At 61.6% G+C, this 13,971-nt stretch carries 14 protein-coding genes; 12 read left to right on the forward strand and 2 right to left on the reverse strand.

The features are described 5' to 3' along the window. Positions 1 to 113: 113 nt before the first annotated feature. From mdh to lpdA, 12 genes are all read left to right on the forward strand, one after another. A complete protein-coding gene (gene mdh / locus MK745_RS07540; protein WP_243612673.1) occupies positions 114 to 1,076 on the forward strand; it encodes a malate dehydrogenase in 963 nt (320 codons plus the stop codon). Positions 1,077 to 1,370: 294 nt separating this feature from the next. Further along, positions 1,371 to 2,564 carry an ADP-forming succinate--CoA ligase subunit beta gene (gene sucC / locus MK745_RS07545; protein ID WP_243612674.1) on the forward strand — a complete coding sequence of 398 codons (1,194 nt, stop codon included), beginning with the start codon at positions 1,371 to 1,373 and terminating at the stop codon, positions 2,562 to 2,564. After that, on the forward strand, positions 2,564 to 3,076 hold the full coding sequence (locus MK745_RS07550; protein WP_243612675.1) for a hypothetical protein: 513 nt from the start codon (positions 2,564 to 2,566) through the stop codon (positions 3,074 to 3,076). The genes sucC and MK745_RS07550 overlap by 1 nt, the downstream gene beginning before the upstream one ends. 63 nt (positions 3,077 to 3,139) lie before the next feature. Further along, entirely contained in the window at positions 3,140 to 4,027 is an 888-nt protein-coding gene (sucD, locus tag MK745_RS07555; protein WP_243612676.1) for a succinate--CoA ligase subunit alpha, read from the forward strand. Between the two features lie 2 nt (positions 4,028 to 4,029). Beyond that, the gene (locus MK745_RS07560; RefSeq protein WP_243612677.1) at positions 4,030 to 4,806 is read left to right on the forward strand and encodes a hypothetical protein; all 777 of its coding nucleotides are present in this window, start codon (positions 4,030 to 4,032) and stop codon (positions 4,804 to 4,806) included. 1 nt (position 4,807) lies between these two features. After that, positions 4,808 to 7,768, forward strand: coding sequence for a 2-oxoglutarate dehydrogenase E1 component (locus MK745_RS07565; RefSeq protein ID WP_243612678.1), 2,961 nt, complete (start codon positions 4,808 to 4,810; stop codon positions 7,766 to 7,768). 3 nt (positions 7,769 to 7,771) lie between these two features. Further along, the gene (gene odhB / locus MK745_RS07570; protein ID WP_243612679.1) at positions 7,772 to 9,262 is read left to right on the forward strand and encodes a 2-oxoglutarate dehydrogenase complex dihydrolipoyllysine-residue succinyltransferase; all 1,491 of its coding nucleotides are present in this window, start codon (positions 7,772 to 7,774) and stop codon (positions 9,260 to 9,262) included. 109 nt (positions 9,263 to 9,371) lie between these two features. Next, a complete protein-coding gene (locus MK745_RS07575; protein ID WP_243612680.1) occupies positions 9,372 to 9,770 on the forward strand; it encodes a hypothetical protein in 399 nt (132 codons plus the stop codon). Then, positions 9,767 to 10,177 (forward strand): MAPEG family protein, encoded by a 411-nt coding sequence (locus tag MK745_RS07580; protein WP_243612681.1) that lies wholly within the window; start codon positions 9,767 to 9,769, stop codon positions 10,175 to 10,177. Before MK745_RS07575 ends, MK745_RS07580 begins: the two co-directional genes overlap by 4 nt. Before the next feature lie 76 nt (positions 10,178 to 10,253). Continuing rightward, entirely contained in the window at positions 10,254 to 10,523 is a 270-nt protein-coding gene (locus MK745_RS07585) for a hypothetical protein (RefSeq protein ID WP_243612682.1), read from the forward strand. Positions 10,524 to 10,558: 35 nt separating this feature from the next. Then, on the forward strand, positions 10,559 to 10,951 hold the full coding sequence (locus MK745_RS07590) for an MAPEG family protein (RefSeq protein WP_243612683.1): 393 nt from the start codon (positions 10,559 to 10,561) through the stop codon (positions 10,949 to 10,951). 47 nt (positions 10,952 to 10,998) lie between these two features. Continuing rightward, positions 10,999 to 12,396: a dihydrolipoyl dehydrogenase gene (gene lpdA / locus MK745_RS07595; RefSeq protein WP_243612684.1), complete on the forward strand. Its 1,398-nt coding sequence runs from the start codon at positions 10,999 to 11,001 to the stop codon at positions 12,394 to 12,396. A 118-nt stretch (positions 12,397 to 12,514) separates the two neighbouring features. On the opposite strand, the gene MK745_RS07600 is transcribed toward lpdA, so the two are convergent. Both MK745_RS07600 and MK745_RS07605 read right to left on the reverse strand, forming a co-directional pair. Continuing rightward, positions 12,515 to 13,120 (reverse strand): pyridoxamine 5'-phosphate oxidase family protein, encoded by a 606-nt coding sequence (locus MK745_RS07600; RefSeq protein WP_243612685.1) that lies wholly within the window; start codon positions 13,118 to 13,120, stop codon positions 12,515 to 12,517. Then, positions 13,107 to 13,847 carry a lysophospholipid acyltransferase family protein gene (locus MK745_RS07605; RefSeq protein WP_243612686.1) on the reverse strand — a complete coding sequence of 247 codons (741 nt, stop codon included), beginning with the start codon at positions 13,845 to 13,847 and terminating at the stop codon, positions 13,107 to 13,109. Before MK745_RS07605 ends, MK745_RS07600 begins: the two co-directional genes overlap by 14 nt. Between the last annotated feature and the right edge of the window lie 124 nt (positions 13,848 to 13,971).

A 13,971-nucleotide genomic window follows, 5' to 3' on the forward strand; every position in this document is an offset into this window, starting at 1 on the left:
GCCTGCTCTGCCCAGAGCCTGCTTCCCGCTGCGCTGCGGCGCAAAAACCTTGCGTTGCGGGTGTTTAAGGCCTAAGCCACCGGCGATATTTCAACCGGACCGGAGAAAATTCCATGGCCAGACCCAAGATTGCCCTTATCGGCGCAGGCAACATCGGCGGCACCCTCGCCCACCTCGCAGCCCTCAAAGAACTTGGCGACGTTGTTCTTTTTGATATCGCTGACGGCCTGCCCCAGGGCAAGGCACTGGACATCGCAGAATCCGGCCCCGTCGAGAAAATCGACGCCGCCATGTCCGGCACCAGCGACTATGCTGACATCGCTGGCGCAGACGTCTGCATCGTGACCGCAGGTGTGGCCCGCAAACCCGGCATGAGCCGCGACGATCTTCTTGGCATCAACCTGAAAGTGATGAAATCGGTTGGTGAAGGCATCGCCGCCCACGCACCGGACGCATTCGTCATCTGCATCACCAACCCGCTCGACGCGATGGTTTGGGCCCTGCAGAAGTTCTCGGGCCTGCCCGCGCACAAGGTCTGCGGTATGGCTGGCGTTCTTGACTCCGCGCGCTTCCGTCACTTCCTCGCAGAAGAATTCAACGTTTCGATGCGCGACGTAACCGCGTTCGTTCTGGGTGGCCACGGCGATACCATGGTGCCGTCGGTGCGTTACTCGACCGTTGCAGGCATCCCGCTCCCCGACCTCGTCAAGATGGGCTGGACCACGCAAGAGAAACTGGACGCCATGGTTCAGCGTACCCGTGACGGTGGCGCCGAAATCGTCGGCCTGCTGAAAACCGGCTCGGCATTCTATGCACCGGCTGCCTCGGCGATCGAAATGGCCGAAGCCTACCTCAAAGACCAGAAACGCGTTCTGCCCTGTGCCGCCTATTGCGATGGCGACCTTGGCGTGAAGGACATGTATGTCGGCGTCCCGACCGTGATCGGCGCAGGCGGCATTGAGCGTATCGTCAACATCAAGCTCAACAAGGAAGAGCAAGAGATGTTCGACACCTCGGTCAACGCCGTCAAAGGCCTCGTGGACGCCTGCAAAGGCATCGACAGCTCGCTCGCATAAACCGCGACCGACCAAGCCCTTACGAGAAAGCCCGGCCCCTTTGGCCGGGCTTTTTCCTTGCCCCCGCGTCACCGTCGGCCACGGCGCACAAGCCGCGTCAGGCCAGATTGACGCCATTCTAGGCGCAAAGCATTGATTCCCTCGAATGTAACGCCAACTTCCGATTTGTGATCACTATATTTTTACCTGTGATCACAAATAGCGGAAAAATCCCCTGAATCGAAGAAAACGCTTAGAAACCTAGGCGGCCTGTGCCACAACGCGCGACAAATCGCAGCAAGATGGGACAGTTCCATGAACATCCACGAATATCAGGCGAAAGCTCTGCTTCGCTCCTATGGCGCCCCTGTTTCCGAGGGCCGTGTCGTTCTCAAGGCAGAAGACGCTAAGACCGCAGCAGGCGCACTCGACGGTCCGCTCTGGGTCGTCAAAGCGCAGATCCACGCAGGTGGTCGCGGCAAAGGCTCTTTCGTTGAGGCCGACGCGGGCGAAAAAGGCGGTGTCCGCCTCGCCAAGTCGGTGGAAGAAGCCGCCGAAGAAGCCAAGAAGATGCTGGGCCGCACCCTTGTGACCCACCAGACCGGCCCGGCGGGCAAACAGGTCAACCGCATCTACATCGAAGACGGCTCCGACATCGAACGCGAACTTTACCTCGCCTTCCTCGTCGACCGCGTGACCTCGCGCGTCTCCATCGTGGCCTCGACCGAAGGCGGCATGGACATCGAAGAAGTTGCCGCCTCGACCCCGGAGAAGATCCTCTCCTTCTCAATCGACCCGGCCACCGGCTACATGCCGTTCCACGGCCGCCGCGTCGCCTTTGCCCTCGGCCTGACCGGCGGCCAGGTCAAGCAATGCGTCCAACTCCTCGACAAGCTCTACCGCGCCTTCGTCGAGAAGGACATGGAGATGCTCGAGATCAACCCGCTGATCGTTATGCCCGATGGCAACCTCAAACTGCTCGACGCCAAGCTCGGCTTCGACGGCAACGCGGTCTACCGTCACCCGGACGTCTCCGAACTGCGCGACACGACCGAGGAAGATCCCAAGGAACTCGAAGCCTCCAAGTACGACCTGAACTACATCGCGCTCGACGGTGAGATCGGCTGCATGGTGAACGGCGCGGGCCTTGCCATGGCGACCATGGACATCATCAAACTCTACGGCGCAGAGCCTGCCAACTTCCTCGACGTGGGCGGCGGCGCGACCAAAGAGAAAGTCACCGAAGCGTTCAAGATCATCACCTCGGACCCGAACGTCAAAGGCATCCTCGTGAACATCTTCGGCGGCATCATGCGCTGCGACATCATCGCCGAGGGCGTCATCGCCGCGGTGAAAGAAGTCGGCCTGCAGGTTCCGCTCGTTGTCCGCCTCGAAGGCACCAACGTTGAGAAAGGCAAAGAGATCATCTCGACCTCCGGCCTCAACGTCATCGCCGCCGACAACCTCAGCGACGGCGCCGAGAAGATCGTGAAGGCGGTCAAGGGCTGATGCGGCGCGCAACCGCCTTTCTCGGAGCGATCGCCTGTGCTGCCCTCGCTGGCTGCATGGGACCGTCCAATGGTACGCTCGAGAACCCACGCACGACCGACAAAGACGGTCGCGCCGTGGTGTCCGCAGCAACGGCCTCGCAGGCATTCCTGGACGCTTGCTATAAAACGTCCGGGTCGCGCAACGGGGTCAAAGCCTATGCCAAACGGAACGGCTACGAGATCACGAGCGATGACGACCTGTTCTTCACCGCACGTGCCCCGTCCCGCTCTATTAGCGTCATGCGGCTTGATACCGGTATCTGCGCGGTCATGTTCGACGCGGGCATCCCGAATGCCAACGCTGGTGCGCAAGCGGCCCAGATCTTGCTTCCCAAGGTCAAGGCCAAGAGCATCGGCGGCAAGAAAGGCGGCGGCCAGATCAGCCTCAAGACGGCCAAGGGCAGCGTCATTGTCGGGAACAACGCCCGCCTGAAAGCTGACGGTGCTTCCATCACCCTCTACAAGCCCTAGGCCCTCGAAATCAAATCATGGGCGCATAGCGGCGTCCGACACATTGTTAAGGAGAACGCCAAAATGGCAATCCTCGTAGACGAAAACACCAAAGTCATCTGTCAGGGCTTCACCGGCTCGCAGGGCACCTTCCACTCCGAACAGGCCATCGCCTATGGCACCAAGATGGTCGGCGGCGTCACCCCCGGCAAAGGCGGCACGACCCACCTTGACCTGCCTGTCTTCAACTCCGTGCACGAAGCCAAGCACGTGACCGAGGCCAACGCCTCCGTGATCTACGTGCCGCCGCCCTTCGCGGCCGACTCGATCCTCGAGGCCATCGACGCCGAGATGGAACTGATCGTCTGCATCACCGAGGGCATCCCGGTCCTCGACATGATGAAGGTCAAGCGCGCGCTCGAAGACAGCACCTCCAAGCTGATCGGCCCGAACTGCCCCGGTGTCATCACGCCGGACGCCTGCAAGATCGGCATCATGCCCGGCCACATCCACAAGCGTGGCTCGGTCGGCGTTGTGTCGCGCTCGGGCACGCTCACCTATGAAGCCGTGAAGCAGACCGCCGACATCGGCCTAGGCCAGTCGACCGCCGTCGGCATCGGTGGCGACCCGATCAAGGGCACCGAACACATCGACGTGCTCGACATGTTCCTCGACGACGACGAAACCAAGTCGATCATCATGATCGGTGAGATCGGTGGCTCCGCAGAAGAAGAAGCCGCCGAATTCCTCAAGGAACAGAAGAAAAAAGGCCGCTGGAAACCGACCGCTGGCTTCATCGCAGGCCGCACGGCGCCTCCGGGCCGCCGCATGGGCCACGCAGGCGCCATCGTCGCCGGCGGCAAAGGCGGTGCCGAAGACAAGATCGAAGCCATGAAATCGGCTGGTATCGTCGTCGCTGATAGCCCCGCGGGCCTCGGCGAAGCGATGCTCAAAGCGATCGAGATCGGCTAAGCATGACGATCCGTCCGGCATATGCATCTAAGGCAGCGCCTGTCCCTCATGGGGCGGGTGCTGTCCGGCTATGCCGTCGGTCTCTGCGAGCAATCGTAGCTGGGGTACTTTTTGCATTCGCCGCGCTGAGGGTCGAGGCCGCTTCGGAAGATGCTCTTCAAAGCCTCATAGACACCTGTTCAAGCACAAGCGCCGCTTTCCCCAATACGATTGAAGAAGACCTTGTCGCCTCCGGGTGGCAAATGATTGCTCCGAAAGACATCGACTTAATTGCTGGTCTAGAGGCGGATTTGATCCTTGCCACTGATATAAGGGAACTGAACCGGATCGGCTTCAAAACAGAACCAGACCCGGAATTTTCCGCCCGGAACGAGCGTCTTTGGACTGAATGGCGGGCACGAAATGAAAAGATACTTCTGCCTATTCTTGAAAACACCGTCAGCACTAGATGGCAAATCGCGCTTCGCCACGAAGGCGGTCATTTCGCTTGGTTATTTGGTGTCGAAGGTTTCACACTGAGCTGTCGAGGCTATTCTCTGAATCCAGCTCCGCTGCCAAAGCAACTAGCCCAAAACGCACCTGCCTCTGACCCCGAGACAGGTAGAGAAGAGTCGGGCGTCATCACCCGCATCAAACGCGCCCAGAAAGACGACAGCTCAGCAATGAGCTTTATTGGGGCGATCCTTTCGACGGAAAGACTCGAACCATACTTTGTTGATCACAAGCCTCGCCTCTCAACTTTTGCTGCGGTCGACAAAATGTTCCTTAGGACGAAATGACATGACAGAACAAAGCCCAAACGACATCTTCCATGCCTCCTCCTTCATGCAGGGGCATAACGCGGAATATCTCGAACAGATGTATGCCCGCTATGCCAACGACCCGAACGCGGTGGACGAGGCGTGGCGCGACTTCTTCCGCCAGCTTGGGGATGACGACATGTCGGTCAAACGCGAGGCCGCCGGTCCGTCCTGGCAGCGCGCCGACTGGCCGCCGCAGCCCGCCGATGAAATGACCTCCGCCCTGACCGGCGAATGGCCCGAACCCGTCGAGGCCAAAGCCGCAGGCGACAAGATCAAATCCAAGGCCGCCGAGAAGGGCGTCGAGGTAACCGATGACGCGATTCAGCGCGCCGTGCTGGACTCGATCCGCGCCCTCATGCTCATCCGCGCCTACCGTATTCGCGGCCACCTGATTGCCGACATCGACCCGCTCGGCATGCGCGACCAGACCCCGCACCCCGAACTTGATCCCAAGTCCTACGGCTTTACCGACGCCGATATGGACCGCCCGATCTTTATCGACAAGGTGCTCGGCCTCGAGATCGCCACCATGCGCCAGATCGTTGAGATCGTGAAGCGGACCTATTGCGGCACCTTCGCGCTCCAGTACATGCATATCTCCGATCCCGAACAGGCTGGCTGGCTCAAAGAGCGGATCGAGGGCTATGACAAGGAAATCACCTTCACCCGCGAGGGCCGCAAGGCGATCCTGAACAAGCTTGTCGAGGCCGAGGGCTTCGAGAAATTCCTGCACGTGAAATACATGGGCACCAAGCGTTTCGGCCTTGATGGCGGCGAGGCGTTGATCCCGGCGATGGAACAGGTGGTCAAGCGCGGCGGCAACCTCGGTCTCGAGGAAATCGTGATCGGCATGCCGCACCGTGGCCGCCTTTCGGTGCTCGCCAACGTGATGCAGAAACCCTACCGCGCGATCTTCAACGAATTCCAGGGCGGTAGCTTCAAACCCGAGGACGTGGACGGCTCGGGCGACGTGAAATACCACCTCGGTGCCTCCTCTGACCGCGAATTCGACGGCAACAAGGTGCACCTGTCGCTGACCGCCAACCCCTCGCACCTCGAGGCGGTGAACCCGGTCGTGCTCGGCAAGGTCCGCGCCAAACAGGATCAGCTCGGTGATGCCGAACGCCGCAAGGTGATGTCCATCCTCCTGCACGGCGACGCGGCTTTTGCCGGTCAGGGCGTCGTGGCCGAATGTTTCGCCCTTTCGGGCCTGCGCGGCCACCGCACCGGCGGCACCATGCATATCGTGGTCAACAACCAGATCGGCTTTACCACTGCGCCGCACTTCTCGCGCTCCTCGCCCTACCCGACGGATAACGCGCTCGTCGTCGAAGCCCCGATCTTCCACGTCAATGGCGACGATCCCGAGGCCGTGGTGCACGCCGCCAAAGTCGCAACCGAGTTCCGCCAGAAATTCGGCAAGGACGTGGTCATCGACATGTTCTGCTACCGCCGCTTCGGTCACAACGAGGGCGACGAGCCCATGTTCACCAACCCGGTGATGTACAAGCGGATCAAGAAGCATAAGACGACCCTGACGCTCTACACCGAGCGCCTCGTTCAAGACGGCCTCATCCCCGAGGGCGAGATCGAGGACATGAAGGCCGCCTTCCAAGCCAAGCTCAACGACGAGTTCGAGTCGGGCAAAGAGTTCAAGCCGAACAAAGCCGATTGGCTCGACGGTCGCTGGGCGCATCTTGACCGCGAAGACGGCGATTATCAGCGTGGCCAGACCTGGATTTCCGAAGAGACGCTCAAGGATGTTGGCACCGCTCTGACAACGGCGCCCGAGGGCTTCCCGCTGCACAAAACCGTGGGCCGCCTTCTTGAAGCCAAGAAAGAGATGCTCAAGACCGGCAAGGGCTTTGACTGGGCCACCGCCGAGTCCCTGGCCTTTGGCTCGCTCTTGACCGAGGGCTACCCCGTGCGCCTCGCCGGGCAGGATGCCACCCGAGGCACCTTCTCGCAGCGCCACTCCGGCCTCATCAACCAGGACACCGAAGAGCGTTACTACCCGCTCAACAACATCCGCAAAGGCCAGTCGCAATACGAAGTGATCGACTCCGCCCTTTCGGAATACGCGGTGCTTGGCTTTGAATATGGCTACTCGCTGGCCGAACCGAACGCCCTGACCCTCTGGGAAGCCCAGTTCGGCGACTTCGCCAACGGCGCACAGATCATGTTCGACCAGTTCATCTCGTCGGGCGAAGCCAAATGGCTGCGTATGTCGGGCCTCGTCACCCTCCTGCCGCACGGCTTCGAAGGTCAGGGACCGGAACACTCTTCCGCCCGCCTCGAACGCTTCCTGCAAATGTGCGGTGGCGACAACTGGATCGTGGCCAACTGTTCGACGCCTGCGAACTACTTCCACATCCTGCGCCGCCAGATTCACCGCTCGTTCCGCAAACCGCTGATCCTGATGACGCCGAAATCGCTCCTGCGTCACAAGCTCTGCATCTCCGAGGCCGAGGACTTTATCGAAGGCTCCTCCTTCCACCGCGTCCTCTGGGACGATGCGCAGAAGGGCAACTCCGATACCAAACTCAAGGCCGACAAGGACATCAAGCGCGTCGTCATGTGCTCGGGCAAGGTCTACTTCGATCTCCTCGAAGAACGCGACGCCCGCGGCATCGACGACATCTACATCCTGCGGATCGAGCAATTCTACCCGTTCCCGGCCCACTCCCTCATTCAGGAGCTCGACCGCTTCAAAGGGGCCGAGATGGTCTGGTGTCAGGAAGAGCCGAAGAACCAGGGCGCCTGGACCTTCATCGAGCCGAATATCGAATGGGCCCTGACCCGCATCAAGGCCAAGCATACCCGCCCGGTTTATGCCGGTCGCCCGGCCTCGGCCTCGCCCGCAACGGGCCTCGCAAGCCAACACAAAGCACAACAAGCAGCGCTGGTGGATGCCGCGCTGAGCATGGAAGGAAACTAACCCATGACCGAAGTTCGCGTCCCTACCCTCGGTGAATCCGTGACCGAGGCCACCGTCGCCACATGGTTCAAGCAACCCGGTGACGCCGTTGCCGCCGACGAAATGCTCTGCGAGCTGGAAACCGACAAGGTGACCGTCGAAGTGCCCGCCCCCGCCGCTGGTGTCATGGGCGAGATCGTGGCCGCCGAAGGCGAAACCGTCGGTGTCGATGCCCTGCTCGCCGTCATCAACGCTGGTGACGGTGCCGCAGCAGCCCCCGCGCCCAAGGCCGAAGCGGCCCCCGCCGCAGCCCCGGCAGAGTCCGGCGGCGATAGCGTCGATGTGATGGTGCCCTCGCTTGGTGAATCTGTGTCCGAGGCCACCGTCTCGACTTGGTTCAAGGCTGTCGGCGATAGCGTCGCCCAAGACGAAATGCTCTGCGAACTGGAAACCGACAAGGTCTCCGTCGAGGTGCCTGCACCCGCCGCTGGCGTTCTGGCCGAAATCGTAGCCGCCGAAGGCACCACCGTGGACGCAAGCGCGAAACTCGCGGTGATCTCGTCCTCCGGCGCCGTCGCGGCGCCTGCCGCGGCCCCGGCGGCCGCTGCCCCGGCCGCATCGACCGGCAAGGACGTTGAGAACGCGCCCTCGGCAAACAAACTGATGGCCGAGAAGGGCATCGACCCGGCAACCGTCCAAGGCTCGGGCCGCGACGGTCGCGTGATGAAAGAAGATGTGCTCAAGGCCGCCATTGCGCCCGCCGCCGCACCGGCCCCGGCTGCTGCGCCGCGTGCACCGGTCGCCGCCGATGACGCCGCACGCGAGGAACGGGTCAAGATGACCCGCCTGCGTCAGACCATCGCGCGCCGCCTCAAGGACGCCCAGAACACCGCCGCGATCCTCACCACCTATAACGAGGTGGACATGACCGAGGCGATGGCGCTCCGGAAGCAGTACAAGGACGAGTTCGAGAAAAAGCACGGCGTGCGCCTCGGCTTCATGTCCTTCTTCACCAAGGCCTGCTGCCACGCCCTCAAAGAGGTGCCCGAGGTCAACGCCGAGATCGACGGCACCGACATCGTCTACAAGAACTATGTCCACATGGGCATCGCTGCGGGCACGCCCCAAGGCCTCGTCGTGCCGGTCATCCGTGACGCCGACAAGATGTCCTTCGCCGAGATCGAGAAAGCCATCGGCGAGAAAGGCCGCCGCGCCCGCGACGGCAAGCTCTCCATGGCCGAAATGCAGGGTGGCACCTTCACCATCTCCAACGGTGGTGTCTATGGCTCGCTGATGTCCTCGCCGATCCTCAACCCCCCGCAGTCGGGTATCCTCGGCATGCACAAGATCCAGGACCGCCCGATGGTCATCAACGGTGAGATCAAAATCCGCCCGATGATGTATCTCGCGCTCTCCTACGATCACCGCATCGTCGACGGCAAAGGCGCCGTGACCTTCCTTGTTCGCGTCAAGGAAGCGCTCGAAGACCCGCGCCGCCTGCTGATGGATCTGTAATCGGTGGATCAAAGCCCCACCCTGCGCCAAACCCGTAGGGTGGGTTTTCAACCCACCAACAAACCAAGACTAGGCGGGGCTTCAGTCCGCCATGAAGTTGGAGGCTCCTATGGATCTCGGTTCAGGACTGTCTGCTGCATCAACGGCAATCGGTATTGTAAGAGAGCTGAGAGAGATCGACCGGAGCGTCGATGAGGCTGCCTACAAGCTCAAACTAGCAGAACTAACTGAAGCCTTAGCAGACGCAAAACTCGCGCTTACTGACGCTAAGGTCAAGGTTGCGGATTTGGAAATGGCTCTCGCAGATGCAACCTCAGGTGAAATCTGCCCGAAATGTAAGGTGGGCCGACTACAGCTAGTCAGTACTAGGCCAAAACTGCAAAGGGGATTAAACCACTTTGGTGTAGAGGTTTGGGATTTTCAGTGCGATAACTCAGACTGCGCATTTGAAAGCTCGAAACTCCATGATCCACACGGAGTTCTGCCCGCAGAAGCTCGCAAGAAATGACCCCCGAACTCACCGCCCTTACCCTCGCCGCGATCCTTCAGATCGGCCAGATCGTCCTCATGGCGGTCCCTGCCAATCTCGAGCTTGGCACGGGCAAGACGCTCTCGCCCCGCGATCCGGACCGGCTCAAGAAGCCGCTGATGGAACAGGTCTCGCGCCGCACCGCGCGGCTGCACCGGGCAATGAACAATCATTTCGAGGGGCTGATCCTGTTTTCCATCGCCGTGCTGGTGGTCACACTGGCCGAGAAATCGACTCCGTTCACCGCCGCCTGCGCCTATACCTACCTTGTCGCCCGAGTCCTCTATGTCCCGGCTTATGCCTTCGGCTGGGTGCCGTGGCGCTCGCTATTCTGGGCCGTGGGGCTACTGGCGACGCTCCTTCTTCTCGTGGCGGCACTCCTGTGACACACTGAAACCGCACCGACGCAATACCGACGCGATACAGACCCCTGTTTTCGCCCCGCACCAAAGGACAAGACCCATGGCAACGCATATCCTCTGGCAAGCCGATGTCGCCGATTTCGACGCCTGGCTCAACGTGTTCAAGGCCGATGCCCGCTCCCGCAAGGCCGTTGGCATTGTCGATCTCAATGTCTGGCGCGACCCGGATCAGCCGAACCACGCCGTTGCCCTTTTCGCCGTGGCCGATCTCGACAAGGCGCGCGCTTTCTTTGACTCCGAAGAACTCGCCATGCACCTTGAACGCGATGGCGTCACCCATGTGAGCCTCAAGATGCTGACCCCGGCCTGACCCGGCAACCGACGGAAAAGAAAAGAGAAACGCGTATGACACTCGAACTCGCCGCCTTGGCCGCAACCGCCCTGATCCACCTCGTTGCCGTGATGTGGTCGCAGAAATCGCTCGAGTCCGATATCGGCCGCAAGGCCAATGTCGGCACCCGTGAAGGCATCGAAGACCGCTGCTCCGAGACCACGGGCCGCCTGCGTCGCGCGCTCTCGAACCATACCGAGAATATCGGCCCCTTCATCATCGCTGTCGTGCTGGTCTCCCTGACCGAGAGCAACTCGCTCTTCACCGCCGCCTGCGCCTGGATCTTCGTCGCCGCGCGCGCCCTCTATCTCCCGGCCTACGCCAACGCCTGGGTGCCCGGCCGCTCTTATCTCTATCTCATTGGACTCGCTGCCACTTTTGCAATGATCATCGCGAGTTTCTTCTGAATTACACGCCACGCGTCTCCCCGCGTTTTCAAGAAAGGACCATCCCCATGTCCCAATATGACGTCATCATCATCGGCGCCGGCCCCGGCGGCTACGTCTCCGCCATCCGCTGTGCACAGCTCGGCCTCAAGACCGCCGTGGTCGAAGCCCGCGAAACCCTCGGCGGCACCTGCCTGAACGTCGGCTGTATCCCTTCCAAAGCCCTCCTGCACGCGACCCATAGCCTGCACGAAGCCCAGCACAATTTTGCCGACATGGGCCTCAAGGGAAAAGCGCCCTCGGTCGACTGGAAACAGATGAAGGAATACAAATCGAACGTCGTCGGCCAGAACACAGGCGGCATCGAATTCCTCTTTAAAAAGAACAAGATCGACTGGCTCAAAGGCTATGGCACCATCGAGGCCGCGGGCAAGGTCAAGGTCGGAGATACGACCTATGAGACCAAGAACATCGTGATCGCTTCCGGCTCTGTGCCCTCCGCGCTTCCGGGTGTCGAAGTCGAGAACGACAAGGGGATCGTCGTCGATTCCACCGGCGCGCTCGACCTGCCGAAAGTGCCCAAGAAAATGGTCGTGATCGGCGCAGGCGTCATCGGGCTTGAGCTCGGCTCCGTCTATGCCCGCCTCGGCTCTGAGGTGACGGTCGTGGAATACATGGATGCCGTCTGCCCCGGCATGGACGCAGACGTCCAGCGCAGCTTCAAGCGCATCCTTGAGAAGCAAGGCCTCTCCTTCATCATGGGCGCCGCCGTGCAAGGCGTCGAGGCCACCAAGACCAAGGCCAAGGTCAAGTATCAGCCCAAGGCCGGCGGCGATGAAGAGGTGCTCGACGCCGATGTCGTTCTCGTCGCCACGGGCCGCAAACCCTTTGTCGAAGGCCTCGGCCTCGACACGGTTGGCGTCAAGATGACCGAACGCGGCCAGATCGCCACAGACGCCCATTGGGCGACCAACGTGCCCGGCATCTACGCCATCGGCGATGTCATCGAAGGCCCGATGCTCGCCCACAAGGCCGAGGACGAAGGCATGGCCGTCGCCGAGGTCATCGCGGGCAAGCATGGTCATGTGAACTACGGCGTGATCCCCGGCGTGGTCTACACGACCCCCGAAGTGGCCACCGTCGGCGCAACCGAGGCAGACCTCAAGAAAGACGGCCGCAAGGTCAAGACCGGCAAGTTCATGTTCATGGGCAACGCCCGCGCCAAAGCCGTGCATCAGGCCGAGGGCGGCTTCGTCAAGATCATCACCGACGCCGAAACCGACCGCGTGCTTGGCGCCGCGATCATCGGCCCGGCCGCGGGCGACATGATCCACGAGATCTGCGTCGCGATGGAATTCGGTGCCTCGGCGCAGGACATCGCCCTGACCTGCCACGCCCACCCGACCTATTCCGAAGCCGTGCGCGAGGCCGCGCTGGCCTGCGGTGATGGCCCGATCCATAGCTGATTCCCGGCCTTCAGAAATCAGAAACGGCGGGCCTCTCGGTCCGCCGTTCTTCTTTCAAGCCCAAGAACTTTCTAGAAAACACTTCCGCCGCAAAAGCCTTCCAAAGACTATTTCGGCGCTACCACATCGACTTCGCCGCCCGCTCGGCCCAGCCCTCATCATAGGCCGCGCCGCCCTCTTCTCCGTCCGAGGCTTCGGCAAGCAGCGCGCCCACCGTGGGCAGGTCCGCGCTTTGGTCTCCGCTCTCCCATAGCTGCGCCCGCATCGGCGCACGGGCACATTGGCTGTAGATTTCGCCGATGCGGATCACGATGACAGAACGCGGATGCTTGCCTTTGATCTCGAAGATCTCGCAAAGCGCGGTGTCTGTCGTGACCTTCGCCCGCCCATTCACGCGCACAACGGTGTTTGACCCCGGCACCATGAAAAGAAGCGAAATGCGCCCATCGGCAACGATATTGCGCAGCGTGTCCATACGGTTGTTGCCGCGCCAATCCGGTAGGGCAAGCGTCTGATCATCCAGCGCCCGCACCACAGGACCATCATCGCCCCGCGGGCTGCCATCCGTGCCGTCTGGCCCGACGGTCGAGACGATGCAAAAGCGCGAAGACACTATCCATTCGCGATAAAGCGGCGTCAGGCGATGCACCACCTTGCGGAGCGATGCCGCCCCCGGCGTGCCATAGAGCGCCTCAAGCGTTGCGATGTCCTCAACGTATGGCATCTGCGTCAAACCCCGCTTCGCGCATGAGCGCATTGGACCGGTCTTCGACCACTGTCTCGAGATGCTGCATGAATGGCTCCTGGCCACGGCCCGGCGCGATCGGGTCGAGGAAATCAACCACGGCCAACCCAGGCGTGCGCAGCATGGTGCCCTTGGGCCAGAACAGCCCCGCGTTGGTCGCCACAGGCACCGCCGCCTGCCCCGTTTCCTTGTAGAGGACGTAGGGGCCAACCTTGTAGGGTCGATACTGCCCCGCCGGAACCCGCGTGCCCTGCGGATAGATCACGAGCTGTCCCGGCGCCACGCGCCCGCTGTCCACATCCTCAAGCATGGCCTTGATCGCCGCGCCCCGCTTGCCGCGCCGCACCGGCACACAGCCGAGCCGCCATGCGTAAAGGCCGATGATCGGCGTGAACATCAGCTCGTATTTCATGATGAAACGCGGCTGAGGCACCGCGTTGAAGATCATAAGGATGTCGAGGAACGACTGATGCTTTGCCGCGACAAGCACGGCATCTGTAGGCACCGTGCCGCGCACTTCGCTGCGGATACCCACCATCCAGCGCGCGGTCCAGATCGCCCAGCGTGCATAGCTCTTGCAGGCCATCATCGCGCCCTTCGGCGAAAAGATCGCCCAAGGCAGAAACACGATCCCCATCACGAGCATCATCACTGCATTCTGCACCACATAAAGAATGGACAAAGCCCAGCGTATTGCGATCATCAAGCCAACTCCCTCAAGACCCGCCGCGCGGCCTGTCCGGTCGCGAGATAGGCCACCGCCCCCGCCAGTGGCGGGGTCAGCAGCGGCCCGAACCCACCCCCCCCCCCGGACCCCCCCCCCCTTTTCC

Source organism: Shimia aestuarii (genome assembly GCF_022814865.1).
Classification (GTDB): Bacteria; Pseudomonadota; Alphaproteobacteria; order Rhodobacterales; family Rhodobacteraceae; genus Shimia; species Shimia aestuarii_A.

Coding starts and splice junctions, on each gene's coding strand:
- MK745_RS07560 (WP_243612677.1), top strand. CDS start 4,030: ATGACGATCCGTCCGGCATATGCATCTAAGGCAGCGCCTGTCCCTCAT.
- odhB (WP_243612679.1), top strand. CDS start 7,772: ATGACCGAAGTTCGCGTCCCTACCCTCGGTGAATCCGTGACCGAGGCC.
- MK745_RS07580 (WP_243612681.1), top strand. CDS start 9,767: ATGACCCCCGAACTCACCGCCCTTACCCTCGCCGCGATCCTTCAGATC.
- MK745_RS07600 (WP_243612685.1), bottom strand. CDS start 13,120: ATGCCATACGTTGAGGACATCGCAACGCTTGAGGCGCTCTATGGCACG.
- MK745_RS07565 (WP_243612678.1), top strand. CDS start 4,808: ATGACAGAACAAAGCCCAAACGACATCTTCCATGCCTCCTCCTTCATG.
- MK745_RS07590 (WP_243612683.1), top strand. CDS start 10,559: ATGACACTCGAACTCGCCGCCTTGGCCGCAACCGCCCTGATCCACCTC.
- sucC (WP_243612674.1), top strand. CDS start 1,371: ATGAACATCCACGAATATCAGGCGAAAGCTCTGCTTCGCTCCTATGGC.
- sucD (WP_243612676.1), top strand. CDS start 3,140: ATGGCAATCCTCGTAGACGAAAACACCAAAGTCATCTGTCAGGGCTTC.
- lpdA (WP_243612684.1), top strand. CDS start 10,999: ATGTCCCAATATGACGTCATCATCATCGGCGCCGGCCCCGGCGGCTAC.
- mdh (WP_243612673.1), top strand. CDS start 114: ATGGCCAGACCCAAGATTGCCCTTATCGGCGCAGGCAACATCGGCGGC.
- MK745_RS07575 (WP_243612680.1), top strand. CDS start 9,372: ATGGATCTCGGTTCAGGACTGTCTGCTGCATCAACGGCAATCGGTATT.
- MK745_RS07550 (WP_243612675.1), top strand. CDS start 2,564: ATGCGGCGCGCAACCGCCTTTCTCGGAGCGATCGCCTGTGCTGCCCTC.
- MK745_RS07585 (WP_243612682.1), top strand. CDS start 10,254: ATGGCAACGCATATCCTCTGGCAAGCCGATGTCGCCGATTTCGACGCC.